This window comes from Salinibacterium sp. SWN1162, from assembly GCF_015864675.1.
Classification (GTDB): Bacteria; Actinomycetota; Actinomycetes; order Actinomycetales; family Microbacteriaceae; genus Rhodoglobus.
Map to the genome: position 1 here is coordinate 105,252 of NZ_JADYWT010000002.1, position 16,716 is coordinate 121,967.

Genomic DNA, 16,716 nt, shown 5'->3' on the forward strand with positions numbered 1-16,716 from the left:
CTCTGCTCGATCACGGCTCAGCGGGTGTGGGCGTTAGACCGGGTGCTCAAAGCCGGTGCTAACGTGGCAACCACCGTCGAAGGGAATAACCCGTGTCAAAGAAGACCTATTCTCCGGAGCAGCAAGTTGATCGGCTGCGCATCTACAACATTGTGGCGGGTAGCCTCCACCTTCTGCAGGCCATCGGCTTTGCCATCGTTCTCACGATGCTCAGTACTCAAGTGCTGTTCGCCGTCACGGCGGACTACCTCGCGGGCCCTCCCGGAGCGCCGATACCGCCCGAGCGTGTGACCGTCTTCGAGATCAACATCGGGATCGGTGTCGTGGTCTTCCTCGCGCTGAGCGCAGTGTTCCACTTTGCGGTGTCGAGCCCGTGGTTCTTTGGGCGCTACAAGACGGGCCTGCTGGAGAGCCGCAACTACTTCCGTTGGACCGAATACTCGCTCAGTTCATCCATCATGATCTGGCTCATTCTCGCGATCAATGGAGTGACGGATATCGCGGCACTGTTCGCGGTGTTCACCGTGAACGCCGCCATGATTCTTTTCGGTGCCCTACAAGAGAAGTACGAGAAGCCGGGGTCTGGCGGGCTGCTGCCCTTCATCTTCGGCTCGATGGTCGGTGTTGTGCCGTGGATTCTTATCCTCATCTACTTCTTGCGCCCCGGCAGCGCCAACGAAGTCGCCGCTCCCGGTTTTGTCGTCGGCATTGTGATCTCGCTCTTCCTGTTCTTCAACACCTTCGCCCTCAACCAGTGGCTGCAGTACAAGCAAGTGGGCAAGTGGAAGAGCTACCTGCAGGGCGAACGCACCTACATCACTCTCAGCCTGGTCGCGAAGACGGCGCTCGCGTGGCAAGTGTTCTCCGGCGCGATCGTTCCGGCGCTGACCGGCTGATGCGCTGACGAACAACCCATGGGCAACAGAAATGCCCCGCAGCAGAAGCTGCGGGGCATTTCTTTTCCACACCGGGGTGCGGGGAGTGTGCGCCGTTCGGGTCGGCAATCACACGGGACTAGATGCGAACGAGCGCCTTGCCGACGTTAGCGCCCTTCATGAGACCGTTGAAGGCATCCAGAGCGTTGTCGATGCCATCGGTGATGGTCTCATCGAACACGATCTTTCCGGAGCCCAACCAGCCCTGCATTGCCTCGCCGAACTGAGGTGCGAGGTGGAAGTACGCGCCCATCGTGAAGCCCTTGATCGTAAGACCGCGGGTGACGATGTTGGCGCTGTTTTTGATGCCGTTGTCCTTGGCGTTGATCAGTGACATGACACCGCAGATTGCGGCGCGGCCGCCATCCTTGAACGCACCGAGAGCGGCGGAGAGGTGGTCGCCACCGACGTTGTCGAAGTAGACGTCGATTCCGTCGGGTGCTGCCGCAGCGAGCTGGCCGTCGATGTCGCCATCCTTGTAGTTGAAGGCAGCGTCATAGCCGTACTTGCTCGTGAGCAGCGCGACCTTTTCGGCGGATCCTGCACTGCCGACAACGCGGGCGGCGCCGAGCTGGCGAGCGATCTGGCCCACCATCGTTCCGACTCCGCCGGCTGCACCGGAGACGAAGACGGTGTCGCCCTCCTTGATGTGGGCGATCTGCGTGAGGCCGGTCCAGGCGGTGATTCCGGTGAGGCCGAGAACGCTCAGGAAAAGCGAGGGGGAGACGCCGGGAACGTTCGGGAGAGCCGTGAACTGCTCGGCGGGGCCCTGCGCGATGTCGCGCCATCCGAGTTGGTGCTGCACGAGCGTGCCAACGGGCAGAGCCTCGACGGTCGACTCGACAACTTCACCAACAGCGGCACCGGTCATGGTCTCGCCAAGGTTGTAGGGAGCGACGTACGAGCGGCCCTCGTTCATGCGACCACGCATGTAGGGGTCGACCGAGAGGAACGAGTTCTTGACGCGAACTTCGCCGGCGGCAAGGTCGGGCAGCTCGACCGAAACCTTGACGACGTTCTCGGTGGTGGGCTCACCGGTGGGGCGAGAGGCGAGTTGCCATTGGATGCTGGTGGTCATGTGATGCTCCTTGAAATTGTGTTCGTACTGAAAGTTGTGTTTGTGCTGGAAATTGAAAGCGTTAGGACTTGTCGGCGACGATGCGCTCGGCAACGGCGACGGACGACGCGGGGTTCTGGCCGGTGTACAGCGCGCCATCAACGACCACGTAGGGCGCGAAAGGCGCCGGTGCCTTGGAGTAGTCAGCACCCAGTTCAACGAGACGGGTTTCGACGAGCCACTTGACCTTGTCGGCGAGGCCGGCAATCTCTTCTTCGCTGTTGGCGAAGCCGGTCATCTTGCGACCCTTGAGAACCCATTCGCCGGTCGCCTTGTCGTTCGCGGCGAGCAGTGCAGCGGGGGCGTGGCAGAGGACACCGAGGGTGGTGTTCGACTTAACGGCCTCGACGATGAGCTGGCCGGAATCGTCGTCGGTCGCGAGGTCTTCCATGGGGCCGTGGCCACCGGGGTAGAAGATGACGTCATAGTCGCTGGCGTTGACGGCATCCAAGCGGAGGGGGTTCTGGAGGATGCTCTGCATCGCGGCGATTCGTGCCTCGAAGTCAGCGAGGCGATCGGCGGAACCGACACCACCTTCGCTGAGGCTGGAAGCGTCAAATGTGGGCGCGACGCCGGCGGGGCTGGCGAGCTGAACCTTCCAGCCGGCCTCGGTGAAGATGCGGTACGGCTCGAGAAGCTCTTCTGCCCAGACACCCGTGGGGTGCTCTGAACCATCGGCGAGCGTCAAGTGTGATGCTGCGGACAAGACCATCAATACGTTTGTCATACAAACTCCTTACAAAGCTGGGTGGCTCGGTGACGAGCCAATTGATTGTTTACCAAACCAATTGGTTCGACAGTACGTCTGCGTGTAAGGTAAGTCAAACCAACCGGTTCGATTTGGAGGTGTTTGGTGGTTTCGACAGAAATGCCGCGTGATCAACTCCGTGGCCGCGAAACAAAACAGCGCGTGCTCGAAGCAGCAGCGGCTGAATTCGCCGAGTACGGCGTTGCTGGCGCGCGCATCAACCGCATCGCGGAAACCGCGAAAGCCAGCAAGGAACGTATTTATGCGTGGTTCGGCGACAAGGAAGCGCTGTTCGATCACGTAATGCAGTCCGGGCTCGATCGGCTCGCTCACGCGGTCCCGATCGATGCCGACCTCGTGGAATACGCCGTGCGACTGCACAACTACTTCGTCAACGACCCCTCATCGGAACGCGTCGCGATGTGGGCATGGTTGCACGATGCCGCCACCCTCGGGTCTTTCTCTGAAGGGCGTGTCGAGGGCTACCAGCACAAGCTTGAGGTGATCGCTGACGCGCAAAAACGTGGCGTCGTCGACGCGTCGTGGAAGCCTGAAGAGCTACTGGCGCTGCTTCTTGCCGTCGCGAGCAACTGGGAACGTGCTCCGGCAGAGCTGCGCTCCATCGGATGCGCTGAGTTTGCCGACAGCGAAAAGGCCCGTTGCGACTCCGTGCGCGAAGCCGCCCGCCGGCTCGTCGAGCCCCGCTCTTAGAGCCGTGGCAACGGCATCCGCGGGTGTCCGGATTCGTTCGGGATCACCGAAATCGCACGGGGGCAGTGACCACAGGGGTTGTACTAGACGCTGACGATTAGACCCGTGAGTACCGACAGGGGCGGCATGAAACTACAAACCAGCGACGACAAACGAGCTATTTCCGCCATCCTCAGCGAAACGATGATGCAGGTGGATAGCCGGCTCGTTACCGCGTCGTGCGTGGCGCCCGACCTGGTCGTGACCATCGAAAGCACCGATGTCTCTCGCCTCCAGGGAATCAGCAAATTGGAGTTCGCGGCCGTCACTTCCGAACTGCGCCGGGCTCTCACGACCTATAACGCGGACCATGACGCGATCGCACTCGAGGTCGCTGAAAAAGCGCGACACCTGACAAATGAAGATCGTGGGCGGATGCTCGCCCAGAGCCTGCTCGTCATTCTCGCGGTGGGCGGATTCTTTGTTGTCCCGGGTGCCGTCGTTTTCTCGCTCGTCGTTCTTGTCGGAACGTTTATCGCGCGGTCGCTCTGGATTGCTCGGCTCGAAGAACGCGCCGAAGCGCTATCCGAAGCTTTCGAAGGTCCGGCGGCAGTGCTGCGGGAGAAGTTGGGCACGACTCCCGCTCAGGCGCGACAGGCGATGTGGTCGAGTGCGACAGGCCTCTGTGCGCGCGCTGACGCTCTCTACCTTGAGTCGCTCGAACCAGCGCAGCGAACGTTGGAACTTGCGACGCGTCATCAGGACGCGCAGCGCTGGGCCGATCAACGGTTCGCGCAGCACTTCGCCAGCGAGCAGTCGTCTGATGAAAGATCAGGGACCGCTGCGGGGCTCACCGTCGCGTGTTGAGCGGTCCATCTCTTCGCCGAATGATCTCAGAGAATCCGAGCCTGCCGAGCAAGTGAATGATGGCGAGCGCCGTGTAGCCGGTGATGAGTTTGTCGGCGAGTGAGATCGAGATGTTCACCGTGAACACCGAGGCCCAGAGGCCGTCGCCGATCGCCCTTAAGGTGGCAATGAAGTCGTCACCGGCGTGACCGGCGACCCCGCCAAAGACGAGCACCGTGATCGGAACAGCGGTGATCGTGCAGGCGAGAGCAACTAAGACATTGAGCAGTAAGAAACGTAGTCGGGTCTTATCGAGGTGCCAGAGTCGCACCCCGTAGCCCCAGACGAGAGCCCCCACTACGTTGACGATCGCGTAGGCCAGCGTTGCGGGAACCGTGGAGAAAACACCGACGACATTGGTTGAGAGCCCGACGAGAGCCCCGTGCCAAGGCCCGAGCATGATCGCGACTACCGCGGTGCCGATCATGTCCAGAAAGATGGGCAGCTCAAACCGTGAGACAACGCTGCCGCCGAAGAGGTTGAGGCCGACAGCAGCAACCATCAGCACCACGACAATAGCGAGCCGTGAATCGTGATTCGGGGCCGGTGTTAGCGGAGCGTGGGGAGTCTGCGCTTTCATTGTCGTGCGAACGGCAAGACAGCGAGCCCGCCAGGCTTCAGCGTCGACGTCGTCGTCGCCGAGGGCGACGACAATTTCGGCCACGAGCTCGGCATTGATGCGACTTCTTCCGGTGCGGAAGATGTCGAAGACTGTTGAGCGGGCGACCCGCGCGGCGGCGGGGCTCATGCCGTTTTCTTGGCGACGATGCGCGATGCGCGAGGCAAGCTCGGAGTACGACACTTCTCCGGCGGCGATCCTCAGCCGTTGCAGATCATCCGCAATCTGGTCGAGGGAGTCGGCAGGCAACGACGAGCGATCGCTCTCCATGCTCACGTCTGCCCCCAGACTCTCGACGCCCGCACTAGGCCGGTTCGGTTCCGATTGTGCCACAGCGAAACCAGAGAACAGTGCGAGGTAACCCGAACTGGGTGGGGCTACTGGGGCGGTCGGCTTGTGCTCGAACGCACGACTAAGTCGTAGCCGATCGGCGTGTTTTCGGGGATCTCGGGATGCTTTCCCGGCACCAACAGATTCATCAGAATCTCGACCGCATGCTCGCCCTGAGCTTGCGGGTATTGGGCAACGGTTGTGAGCCCAAAGAAATCGGAGAGCTCGTGGCCGTCGATTCCGATGATGGAAATGTCTCGCGGAACGACAAGACCGAGGTCGCGCGCGGCCAGGATGCAGCCGATCGCCATCTCATCGGACGACGCAAAGATCGCCGTGGGCCGCTGGAGGGGATTACCGAGCAGCTGCTTGGCGGCGTGATAGCCACCCTGGATGGTGAAGTCGGCGGTCGCGAAAAACTCTGGTTGTGGCTCGATTCCGGCGGCACGCAAGGCAGCCTCGTAGCCGCGGCGGCGATTCGTTGGAATGTGGAACTCGAGATCGTAGTCTTCCGAACCACCGATATGAGCGATCCGAGTATGCCCCAACGACAACAGGTGACTCGTTGCCAGATTCGACACCGCATCATCATCGAGAGTGAGGGTGCGCACGCCATCAATGGGGCCACCCACTCCCACGACCGGCTTATCCAACGCTTGCAGCCGTTCAACCTCAGAGGGGGAGAGCTTCAACGAGACCGTGACGATCCCATCAATTCTCTTGCGCTGCAGAAAGACATCGAATACCGCTTCGCGCTCTTCAACGCTGCCCGAAAGGTTGTAGAGCGTCACGTCGTAGCCGTGGCGCATCAGAGCCTGCTGGGCGCCCTCGACCACCGACGTGAAGAACCAGCGGGTGAGATACGGCACCATGAGGCCGACATTTTTCGTGCGACCGGAGGCGAGGCTCGATGCGCTTGATGACACAACGTAGTCAAGCGCGGCAGCGGCATCCGCCACCTTCTCGCGAGAGGCCGCCGAAACGGGGCCATTGCCGCTCAGGGCGCGCGAGACAGTGGCAGTCGAGACGCCAGCGCGGCGGGCAACATCTTCGATGCTCGCCATCGGTAACCCCTCGTCGGATGCTTGTCGTAGTGCGCCACTGGGGCGAATGGATGCCGACCCACAGTCAGCATGCTGCTGCCGATTCTAGCGACCGGCATCCGCTCGCTGCTATTCGGTGCGCCGGTGGACTAGCCGCGCAGCCACACCGTGGTGTCGGCGGGCAGCTGGTTCTCGCCGAGGGGACCGCTCGCCAGCAGCACCTCGCCGGCGGGCAAAGGCACAGCGCTGTCTCCCGTGTTGGCGTACACGCGAACGTCGCCGTTGCGGAGCGCAAGCACGGCGTCGGCGCCGCTGTCGAGCCACTTGAGTTCGCCGGTCGCCAACTCGTGGGCCCGGCGAAGGGCGAGAGCGTGGCGGTACAGCGAGAGCGTCGAGTTGTCGTCGTGGCGCTGCACATCGCGAGCGAGAGTCGCCCACTCTGCGGGCTGCGGCAACCACGCGGCATCCGAGGGGCCAAAGCCGTAGGAGGGCGAATTGGCTTCCCACGGGATGGGCACGCGGCAGCCATCGCGGCCGTAACGCTCGCCGTTGGTGCGGAACCACGTCGGGTCTTGGCGAGCCTCATCGGGCAGATCGATGACCTCGGGCAGGCCGAGTTCTTCACCCTGATAGAGGTAGGCGCTGCCGGGAAGCGCGAGCATGAGGGCGGTTGCCGCTCGCGCCCGGCTCAGGCCGAGCTCGGGGATGGGCAAGCCAGCAGACTTCGGGCCGATGCCGGCGCCCTGCGGGTTTTCGGCAGTGAGCGCGAGACGCGACGCGTGACGCACAACATCGTGGTTCGAGAGTACCCAGGTGCTCGGTGCTTCCACCGCAGCGAATGCGCTGATCGACGCATCGATGACGGCTCGCAACGGTACGGCGGCCCACGGTGTTTCGAGGTACGGAAAATTGAAGGCCTGATGCATCTCGTCGGGGCGTACCCACTTGGCCATGTCGGTTAGCGGGTCTACCCAGGCTTCAGCGGCAAGAATGCGCTCGCCGTCGTAGCTGTTGAGAATCTCGCGCCATTCGCGGTAGATCTCGTGCACGCCAGCTTGCGCCCAGAACGGTGCGCGGGATGCCGCGAGGTCGGCAGCCGTCGCGTCGCCGCCCTCTGGAATGCCTGCTCCGCCCATGCTGCCGCCCGCGAGCGGGGGAGTCCAGTCGGGAAGGCCCTCAGCCTTGATCATGCCGTGGGCGACATCCACGCGGAAGCCGTCGACGCCGCGATCGAGCCAGAACCGCAGCACGTCTTCGAACCGGCGGCGCACCCAAGGATTGTGCCAGTTGAAGTCGGGTTGGGTGCTGTCGAAGAGGTGCAGGTACCACTGGCCAGGGGTGCCGTCGGGGTTCTCGGTGCGGGTCCACGCGCGACCGCCGAAGACTGACTCCCAATTATTGGGGGGCAACTCGCCATTCTCGCCAAGACCGTCCCGGAACATATAGCGATCGCGCTCGACGCTGCCGGGGGCGGCGGCCAGCGCTTCTTGGAACCAGCGGTGATCGCTCGAGGAGTGATTGGGCACAAGATCGACGATCAGGCGCAGCCCGAGTTCGTGGGCGCGACTCGTCATCGAGTCGAAGTCGTCGAGGGTGCCGAAGAGGGGATCGACGTCGCAGTAGTCGGCGACGTCGTAGCCTGCATCGCGTTGAGGCGAGGTGTAAAAGGGCGAGAGCCACACGGCGTCGATGCCGAGCTCGGCAAGTTCAGGAAGACGATCGCGGATGCCGAGCAGGTCGCCCATGCCATCGCCGTTGGAATCGGCGAACGACCGCGGGTAGATCTGGTAAATCACTGCGGAGCGCCACCACTCGGTGCGCGGAAGAACGGAAGTCATGCCTGACACCGTATCGCTAATCGACGCAAAAACTAAGCGCTTGCATAAACCCGGCCCTCAATTTCTTGAGTAAATCGGCGACGGCCGGAAAACTCACGCTTGCCCAATCGTCCCGATGCAAGGTATACATGGAAGCGCTTGCAGTTTGCAATGCTTTCACTGACGAAAGGCAGCCACCAATGATGGTGACCAAGAGAGGACTGTGGGCCGTAGGCGCGCTCACTGTCACTGCATCCCTCGTTCTGACCGGATGCACAGCAGCATCCGACGACACAGACACCGCCGCCGGAACCGGCGAAGCGCTGACGGTCTGGGTCGACGCCGACCGTGCCGCCGTGCTGAAAGACGCCGCCGCTGACTTCACCGCCGAGACCGGCGTGGAGGTCAAGCTTGTCCAAAAAGAGTTTGGCGACATTCGCGACCAGTTCGTTGCCCAGGTCCCCACCGGTAAAGGCCCCGATGTTGTCATTGGAGCCCACGACTGGCTCGGCACCTTTGTCACCAACGGCGTCGTTGCTCCCGTCGAACTCGGGGACAAAGCGGACGACTTCCAAGCTGTGGGCGTGACCGCCATGAGCTACGAAGGCCAGGTGTACGGCGTTCCCTACTCGATCGAGAACATCGCCCTCGTGCGCAACACTGCACTCGCGCCCAGCACGCCCGCGACCTTCGATGAGATGGTCACGATGGGTGAAGCTGCCGGCACTGAGTACCCGTTCCTCGTCGGCCTCGACCCCGAAGCCGCCGACCCGTATCACCTGTACCCGTTCCAGACCTCGTTCGGTGCGCCCGTCTTCGGCACCGATGCCGATGGAAGCTACGACTCGGACGCCCTCGAAATCGGCAACGCTGGTGGCGACGAGTTCGCTGCCTGGCTTGCCGAGCAGGGAGCTGCTGGAGTTCTCAACACGAATATCACCGGCGACCTCGCCAAAGAGAAGTTCGTGGCCGGCGAAGCACCCTTCTACCTCACCGGACCGTGGAACGTTCCCGCCGCCGTCGAAGCGGGCATCGACGTCGCGATCGACCCGATCCCCTCCGCTGGTGGAGAAGACGCTCAGCCGTTCGTGGGTGTTCAGGGCTTCTTCGTCAGTGCGAAGAGCGAGAATGCGCTCGCTGCGAACGAGTTCATCGTGAACTACATGGGCAGCGAAGAAGTGCAGACCGCTCTGTTCGAAGTGGGCGGACGAGCCCCCGCGCTCACCGCATCCTTCGACGCCGCCAGCGCCGACCCGATCGTTGCCGGCTTCGGCACCGTCGGTGAAAACGCTGTACCGATGCCCTCGATTCCTGCCATGGGAGCCGTGTGGGAGTTCTGGGGTGTAACCGAAGCCGCCATCATCAACGGTGGTGACCCCGCTTCGCTCTGGCAGAAGATGTCGGGCGACATTCAGACCGCTATCGCTGGATAGCGCACGGTGGCCGTCCGCCTGCAAGCGGGCGGCCACTTCCTTCCCCTTTTTCTTTCTCGCTCTTAGAGCGAACCGCACGTCTTCAACGGAGAACCCTCGTGACGACCTCCCCCCAGACTGACCCCGGCCCCCTGCGGCAGTCAGCCCGCGCCAAGCGGGCAACCAGAATCGCGGATGCCGCCTCCGGAGGCTGGAAAGTCGTCGCCGCGAAAATTCTGGGTCTCGGTGTCGTCGACGCGATCGCGATCTACGCGCTCTTCGTACTCGTGCGCAGCGAATCGTGGCTCGTCGCCGGGCTTGTCGTGTTTGTGACGTTGCTCGTCAACTGGATCTACTTCTCGCGTGGCAAGCTGCCCGCGAAGTACCTCGCACCCGGGCTCATTTTTCTCGCGATCTTCCAGATCTTTGTGCTGCTCTATTCGGGCTACATCGCGTTCACGAACTACGGCACCGGCCACAACTCCACGAAGGCTGACGCGGTCAATGCGTTGCTGCTCTCGTCGCAAAACCGGGTCGCCGATTCGCCCAGCTACAAGCTCACCGTTCTCGACCAGCTGGGCGAGCTCTCCTTCCTGGTGACCGAGCCCGATGGCAGTGTGAGCATCGGTGGCAATGAACGTCCGCTCGAAGATGTGTCGAACGCCCGAATCGAAGGCGGCGTTGCTGTCGGCCTCGACGGTTACACCTCGCTGGGCTTCTCCGACATTCTCGGCAAGCAAACCCAGATTGCCGCGATCAGCGTTCCCCTCTCCGACGACCCCAACGACGGAATGCTGCGCACCCCCGACGGGTCGAGCGCCTTCCTCTACACGTCGTCGCTTGAGTATGACGAGGCCGCGGGCACGATGCGTGACACGAACTCCGGAACCGTGTACTCCGACATCGGCACGGGTGCCTTCACCTCGGATGCCGGCCAAGAGCTGCTGCCGGGGTGGAAAATCGATGTCGGCTTCGACAACTTCATTCGTGCGTTCAGTGAGGACTCCATCCGGGGCCCGCTGATCAGCGTCACGATCTGGACGTTCGCTTTCGCCTTCCTCTCGGTGTTCACGACCTTCGCGCTCGGCCTGTTCTTGGCGATCGTGTTCAACGACAAGCGGATGAAGAGTCGCAAGTATTACCGGATCATCATGATTCTGCCGTATGCCTTCCCCGGCTTTCTCTCGGCGCTGGTCTGGGCCGGCATGATGAACCAGGAGTTCGGTTTCATCAACGTGGTGCTGCTCGGCGGGGCCGAAGTTCCGTGGCTCACGAATGAGTGGCTAGCCAAGGGCTCGGTGCTGTTTGTGAACCTGTGGCTCGGGTTCCCTTACATGTTCTTGGTCACGACGGGCGCGCTGCAGGCGATCCCCGAAGAGCTCACGGAAGCCGCGACAGTGGATGGCGCCAAACCGTGGGCGATCTTCCGATTTGTGAAACTGCCGCTGCTGCTCGTCTCAGTTGCTCCGCTGTTGATCTCGTCGTTCGCGTTCAACTTCAACAACTTCAACCTCATCTACATGCTCACCAACGGTGGGCCGCGCGATGTTTCTGCGGGGGTGAATGTGGGCGCCACGGACATCCTAATTTCGATGGTCTACAAGGTTGCCTTCGTCGGCGCCAACCGAGACTACGGTCTCGCGAGTGCCTTCGCGATCATCATCTTCCTTCTGGTGGCCGGTATTTCGATCATCAGTTTCCGTCGCACCAAGGCCCTTGAGGAGTTGAACTGAGATGACTACAACAACTCAGAATTCGGATGCCGCAGTGCGCTCGCACGTCGTCGTCGGCCACCCGAAGCGGCCGTTCAAGCGCTACTTCCGCGAAACCGGCTGGCGTCACCTCATCGGAATCGTCATGTCGATCTTCGCTGCGTTCCCGCTGCTGTACGTGTTCAGCGCCTCGCTGAACCCGGGTGGCACTCTCGTGACGGCCAACTCGCTGTTCTCCAACTTCAGCTTTCAGAGCTACGTTGATCTCTTCAACCGCCCCCAACAGCCCTACGCGGCGTGGTTCGGCAACACCCTGCTGATCGGCGGTATCTCATCGCTCGGCACCGTCTTCCTCGGCGCTCTTGCGGCATATGCGTTTTCGCGCATGCGCTTCCTCGGCCGCCGCGTCGGGCTGCTCACGCTGCTGCTCGTGCAGATGTTTCCACAGCTGCTCGCGGTCGTCGCGATCTTCTTGCTGCTCTCCGGCATCTCCGAAATCTTCCCCGCGATCGGGCTCAACAGCCAGATCGGCCTCATCATGGTCTACCTCGGTGGCGCACTCGGCGTGAACACCTACCTGATGTACGGGTTCTTCAACACTGTTCCGTCATCCATTGACGAAGCGGCGAAAATCGATGGCGCGGGTCATGCGCGCATCTTCTTCACGATCATCCTGCGCCTCGTTGCGCCGATCTTGGCGGTCGTTGGACTGCTGTCGTTCGTCGGCACGACGAGCGAGTTCGTAATCGCGAGCATCGTGCTCATCGACCCCGACAAGCAGACGCTCGCGGTTGGTCTCTACCAATTCGTGTCTCAGGAGTTCTCGCGCAACTGGAGCATCTTCGCCGCCGGTGCCGTACTCGCGGCCATCCCCGTGATGACGCTGTTTTTGTTCCTGCAGAAATACATCGTCGGCGGTCTCACCGCGGGAAGCGTGAAGTAATGGATGCCCTGCACCCACACCACGACGGCTCAGCGTTGCACGTCTCGACGCAGACGCCCGCGCTCGGCGACACCGTCACTCTGCGCCTTCGAGTGCCCATCGGCTACGGTCCGCTGAAGGCAGTGCGGGTGCGCGAGAATCCCGATCACGAACCCCGCTGGACGGATGCCCGCCTCACCGGCACTGCCGCCGGCTGGAACTGGTGGCAGGCCGAGGTTGTTGTCGAGAACCCGCGGCACGGCTACCGCTGGTTGCTCGTGCACGAGGCTGTCGCTGACGGTGCTGCCGCGGACCGTGCGGCCACTGACGGTGCTGCCGCTGACGGTACCGCCGCGCCAGCGGGTCATGGCAACGCTGGCCGCATCGAGTGGCTCAACCAGAGCGGACTGCACTCGCTCGAGACACTCGACGCCGAAGACTTCGCACTGCTCGCGACTCCCGCTGCCCCCGAGTGGTTGGCGGAGACGGTGATGTACCAGGTGTTCCCCGATCGCTTTGCCCGGTCATCCGCCGCCGACTCTCATGACAAGCCCGAGTGGGCCATCGCCGCGCGCTGGGACGAGCCGGTTGACCCTGTGCTGCCCGGCCGCTCAAAGCAGTTCTACGGGGGAGACCTCGACGGCATCACCGAACACCTTGATCACCTGACCGACCTCGGTGTGACCATGCTGTATTTGACCCCGATCTTTCCGGCGCGCTCGAATCATCGCTATGACGCGTCGAGCTTCGTGGATGTTGATGAACTGTTGGGCGGGCGCGAGGCGCTGATCCGTCTGGTGGGGGAGGCCCACTCTCGCGGCCTCAAGGTCATCGGCGACCTCACGACAAATCACTCGGGCGATGCGCACGAGTGGTTCCAGGCCGCGCTCGCAAAGCCGGAGGCCCCCGAGGGCGACTTCTATTACTTCACGAATGACGAGCACACCGAGTATGTCGGCTGGTTGGGCACGCCAAGCCTGCCGAAGTTCAACTGGAACTCTGCCGAGCTGCGTCGCCGCTTCATCGAGGGCGACGATTCGGTGGTTGCCCACTGGCTCAAGGAGCCCTACAACTTCGACGGTTGGCGCGTGGATGTCGCGAACATGACCGGCCGGATGGGTGCCGAGGATCTCAACGAGGAAGTGCGGCAGATCACGCGCCGCACGATGGAAGCAGTGAATCCGGATACCGTGCTGCTGGCCGAGTCAACGAACGATGCCGCGAGCGATCTGCAGGGAGATGCCTGGCACGGGGCGATGACGTATCCGTCATTCACGCGCCCGGTGTGGGGTTGGCTCACCGAACCCGGCGACACCTCCCATGTCACGGCGGATGGTTCGATCGACCCCGAGGCGTGGTTCTTCGGACAGCCCATCGGTGGCATCCCGAACTACAGCGCCCGCGACTTTGCGGAGATGACGGTACGGTTCACGGCGAGCATTCCGTGGCGCATCCGGCTCGGAAACATGAACCCCCTCGACACCCACGACACCGCGCGGTTCCGCACGCACGCACCCGCGGAGAACGTTCCGCTCGCTCTCGCCCTCTCGGTGACGCTGCCGGGAGTGCCCGTCGTCTTCGCGGGCGACGAGTTCGGCCTCAGCGGCGACGACGGCGAAATGTCGCGCACGCCCATTCCCTGGGGCACCGAAACTGACCCGAGCGTCGCGCCCACGCTGGACGTGTACCGCCAGCTGATCGCGCTGCGGCGTGAGCTGCCCACGCTGTCGCACGGCGGTTTGCGCTGGTTGCACGTTGCGGATGACGCGCTCGTCTTCGTGCGCGAGGATGCCGACGCCACCGCTCTCGTCGTTGTGGCGCGCTCGCCGCTAACCGTGACGTTGCCGGCTAATGCGATCGGTGTTGAGCTGGCGGCGACGACCGCTTCCGACGGGGCTGCTTCCGGGCGCGCCGCAAGCGGGACGGATGCCGCGACTCCCGCGTTCCTCTCCGGTGACGCGACTCTGGCATCCGCCGCCGCCGGGCTCACGCTCTCGGCGGCCGCCCGCACCTGCGCGATCTGGATTCTTCCCGGCGTCGAGCACCCCGCCGCGAGCTAAGTCACGTACTCGCTGGCGTTGCGGCTAGGGCGCCGTAACGTCGATCAGCACCTTGCCGACGGCTCCGCTCTCGACGAGAGCGTGGGCATCCGCCGTCTGCTCCAGAGAGAAGCGGTGCAACGGCAGGCCAGTTTCGTCACCGATGCCGAGCGCGCCATCGCCGAGGGCAACGTTGATTGCTGCCGCCGCAGCCTGAATCGCGTCGATGCCGACTGTGTAGAGCAACACGAATTGGTAGCGCACGTTGAGGGCGAAGTGGCGGCGCACATCGAGTGTCATCTCGTCACCACCATTGTTGGCATAGACAGAGATGGAGCCTCGGTTGCGGATGACCGCGAGGTCGAGGTCCGCGTTCTGGGCGGGCGCCACCTCAACAATCTGGTCAACACCATCCGGCGCGATTGCGCGGATCTGCTCCACGATGTCGGCGTCGGTGTACGTAAGCACATAGTGGGCACCGGCGGCTGTGGCGAGGGCTGCCTTGGCCGGCCCGCTCACGGTTGTGATGACGGTCGCGCCCGCCCAGCGCGCAAGCTGAATGGCTGCATGACCCACGGCACCGGCACCACCGGCAACGAGAATGACCTTGCCACTGAGAGCGGTCGGATGCAGTGCGTCGGGCCCATCTTCGGCCACGGTCAGAGCACGGTAAGCAGTGATTGCAGGAACCCCCATGCTCGCACCCTGATCAAAGCTTGCGCTCGCGGGCAACGCGAAAACACGTTCGGCGGGCAGTACAGCCCGCTCTTGGCTGGAGCCGCTGTTCGAGCGTTGGTACGCCGCGAGGGCCAGCCACACGCGGTCGCCAACGCTGACATTCCGCACGTTATCGCCGACTGCTTCAACGATGCCGGCACCATCCTGGCCGGGAACAACCTCGTCGAAGGGCAACGCCTGACCGGATGCCGCACCGCGGCGTGACTTCCAGTCGGTGGGGTTCACTCCGCTGACCACAATGCGCACGCGCACTTCGTCGGGCCCGGGTTCGGTCACGGGCCTCTCGACTAGCTGAAGTACGGAGGGGTCGCCGGTCTCGGTGTAAACAATTGCTCTCATGCCGAACACAACGTGATCGCCGTTCGAGAAATTTCCCGAACCGCCGAGCTCGAGCCAGCCCGACGCGAGAATCCGCTTCGCTGGGCTGCTTCGCTAAGCCGCTCGGCCGCTCGGCCGCCCCGCTATACGGCGATCGACTCGCGCGCGGCCACGAATGCCTCAACGCAGCGGCTGATGTCCTCGCTCGAGTGTCCGGCGGAGAGCTGCACGCGAATACGAGCCTTCCCGAGCGGCACGACAGGGAACGAGAAGGCGATCACGTACACGCCAAGCGTGAGCAGGGCATCCGCCATCGCCACAGCTTCGTGCTCGTCAGCGAACATGACCGGAATGATCGGATGCTCGCCGGGCAGTAGCGTGAACCCGGCCTCGGCCATTCCGCTGCGGAATTGTTCCGCATTCGCCGTCAACTGAGCCCGGCTCTCGGCCCCTTCGGCCACGAGGTTGAGGGCTTCGATCGAGCCGGCAACCACCGAGGGTGCAACGGCGTTCGAGAACAAGTACGGGCGTGCGCGCTGGCGCAGCAACTCCACGATTTCGGTGTGGGCGCTGATGTAGCCACCGGATGCTCCGCCCAGGGCCTTGCCGAGCGTGCCCGAGATGATGTCGACGCGGTCGGAGACGCCGCAGTGCTCGGGCGTTCCGGCTCCGGTCTCGCCGACGAAGCCGACAGCGTGCGAGTCGTCGACCATGACCATGGCGTCGTACTGCTCGGCGAGATCGCAGATCGCTTCGAGGGGGGCGAGATAGCCGTCCATCGAGAAGACGCCATCGGTGACGATGAGGCGGCGGCGAGCACCCTTCGCGGCAATCAATTGCGCTTCGAGGTCGGCCATGTCGCGGTTCTTGTAGCGGTAGCGAGCTGCTTTCGAGAGACGGATGCCGTCGATGATCGACGCGTGGTTCAGCTCATCCGAAATCACGGCATCCTCAGCGCCGAGCAGCACCTCAAAGATGCCACCATTGGCGTCGAAGCAGGACGGGAACAGGATGGTCGCCTCCATGCTCAGCAGTGCCGAAAGCCGGTTCTCGAGCTCAACATGCTGGGTCTGGGTGCCGCAAATGAAGCGCACGCTCGCCATCCCGAAGCCCCACTCGTCGAGGGCATCCTTGGCGGCAGCGACGAGGCGCGGGTGGTTAGCCAGACCAAGGTAATTGTTGGCGCAAAAGTTGAGCACCGGCTTGCCCGCCGACTCAACGTGGGCAGCTTGCGCGGTGTCGAGCTGGCGTTCGACCTTGTAGAGGCCAGCGGAGCGAATCTCGCTCAGGGTGTCGTTGAGTTGTTCGCGAACTGTTCCGTACATGTCGTTCTCCTCTAAATTCGGGGTGGCCGCAGTTGCACAGCCGAA

At 63.0% G+C, this 16,716-nt stretch carries 14 protein-coding genes; 7 read left to right on the forward strand and 7 right to left on the reverse strand.

The genetic code is table 11. The features are described from left to right. Positions 1-92 precede the first annotated feature (92 nt). Positions 93-896 (forward strand): heliorhodopsin HeR, encoded by an 804-nt coding sequence (heR, locus tag I6E58_RS10215; RefSeq protein ID WP_197133225.1) that lies wholly within the window; start codon positions 93-95, stop codon positions 894-896. A gap of 118 nt (positions 897-1,014) precedes the next feature. Here the strand turns inward: heR and I6E58_RS10220 are convergent, their stop codons facing one another. Together I6E58_RS10220 and I6E58_RS10225 are read right to left on the reverse strand one after the other, a co-directional pair. Next, positions 1,015-2,013 (reverse strand): NADP-dependent oxidoreductase, encoded by a 999-nt coding sequence (locus I6E58_RS10220; RefSeq protein WP_197133227.1) that lies wholly within the window; start codon positions 2,011-2,013, stop codon positions 1,015-1,017. A 61-nt stretch (positions 2,014-2,074) separates the two neighbouring features. Next, positions 2,075-2,779, reverse strand: coding sequence for a type 1 glutamine amidotransferase domain-containing protein (locus I6E58_RS10225; RefSeq protein WP_197133229.1), 705 nt, complete (start codon positions 2,777-2,779; stop codon positions 2,075-2,077). A gap of 126 nt (positions 2,780-2,905) precedes the next feature. Here I6E58_RS10225 and I6E58_RS10230 point away from each other — a divergent pair, with 126 nt between their 5' ends. Beyond that, a complete protein-coding gene (locus I6E58_RS10230) occupies positions 2,906-3,511 on the forward strand; it encodes a TetR/AcrR family transcriptional regulator (RefSeq protein ID WP_197133231.1) in 606 nt (201 codons plus the stop codon). Positions 3,512-3,637: 126 nt separating this feature from the next. Beyond that, complete coding sequence (locus I6E58_RS10235; RefSeq protein ID WP_197133233.1) at positions 3,638-4,357, forward strand: hypothetical protein; 720 nt, start codon at positions 3,638-3,640, stop codon at positions 4,355-4,357. Here I6E58_RS10235 and I6E58_RS10240 read toward each other — a convergent pair. From I6E58_RS10240 to I6E58_RS10250, 3 genes are all read right to left on the reverse strand, one after another. Beyond that, positions 4,341-5,291 (reverse strand): ECF transporter S component, encoded by a 951-nt coding sequence (locus I6E58_RS10240; RefSeq protein WP_197133235.1) that lies wholly within the window; start codon positions 5,289-5,291, stop codon positions 4,341-4,343. The two genes, I6E58_RS10235 and I6E58_RS10240, sit on opposite strands and share 17 nt — an antisense overlap. Before the next feature lie 101 nt (positions 5,292-5,392). Continuing rightward, on the reverse strand, positions 5,393-6,409 hold the full coding sequence (locus tag I6E58_RS10245; protein ID WP_197133238.1) for a LacI family DNA-binding transcriptional regulator: 1,017 nt from the start codon (positions 6,407-6,409) through the stop codon (positions 5,393-5,395). A gap of 128 nt (positions 6,410-6,537) precedes the next feature. Beyond that, on the reverse strand, positions 6,538-8,226 hold the full coding sequence (locus tag I6E58_RS10250; protein WP_197133241.1) for a glycoside hydrolase family 13 protein: 1,689 nt from the start codon (positions 8,224-8,226) through the stop codon (positions 6,538-6,540). A gap of 179 nt (positions 8,227-8,405) precedes the next feature. Between I6E58_RS10250 and I6E58_RS10255 the strand changes: the two genes are divergently transcribed. The 4 genes from I6E58_RS10255 to I6E58_RS10270 all read left to right on the forward strand — a co-directional run bounded on the left by I6E58_RS10255 (position 8,406) and on the right by I6E58_RS10270 (position 14,311). Further along, positions 8,406-9,638 (forward strand): maltose ABC transporter substrate-binding protein, encoded by a 1,233-nt coding sequence (locus I6E58_RS10255; protein ID WP_197133244.1) that lies wholly within the window; start codon positions 8,406-8,408, stop codon positions 9,636-9,638. A gap of 98 nt (positions 9,639-9,736) precedes the next feature. After that, positions 9,737-11,350, forward strand: a complete 1,614-nt coding sequence (locus tag I6E58_RS10260; RefSeq protein ID WP_197133246.1) for an ABC transporter permease subunit — start codon at positions 9,737-9,739, stop codon at positions 11,348-11,350. Position 11,351: 1 nt separating this feature from the next. Continuing rightward, on the forward strand, positions 11,352-12,272 hold the full coding sequence (locus tag I6E58_RS10265; RefSeq protein ID WP_197133249.1) for a sugar ABC transporter permease: 921 nt from the start codon (positions 11,352-11,354) through the stop codon (positions 12,270-12,272). Then, positions 12,272-14,311, forward strand: coding sequence for a glycoside hydrolase family 13 protein (locus I6E58_RS10270; RefSeq protein WP_197133252.1), 2,040 nt, complete (start codon positions 12,272-12,274; stop codon positions 14,309-14,311). The genes I6E58_RS10265 and I6E58_RS10270 overlap by 1 nt, the downstream gene beginning before the upstream one ends. Before the next feature lie 24 nt (positions 14,312-14,335). Here I6E58_RS10270 and I6E58_RS10275 read toward each other — a convergent pair whose 3' ends face one another. Beyond that, positions 14,336-15,367, reverse strand: coding sequence for an NADPH:quinone reductase (locus tag I6E58_RS10275; RefSeq protein WP_197133255.1), 1,032 nt, complete (start codon positions 15,365-15,367; stop codon positions 14,336-14,338). A 122-nt stretch (positions 15,368-15,489) separates the two neighbouring features. Beyond that, on the reverse strand, positions 15,490-16,671 hold the full coding sequence (locus I6E58_RS10280; protein WP_197133258.1) for a glycine C-acetyltransferase: 1,182 nt from the start codon (positions 16,669-16,671) through the stop codon (positions 15,490-15,492). Positions 16,672-16,716 lie beyond the last annotated feature (45 nt).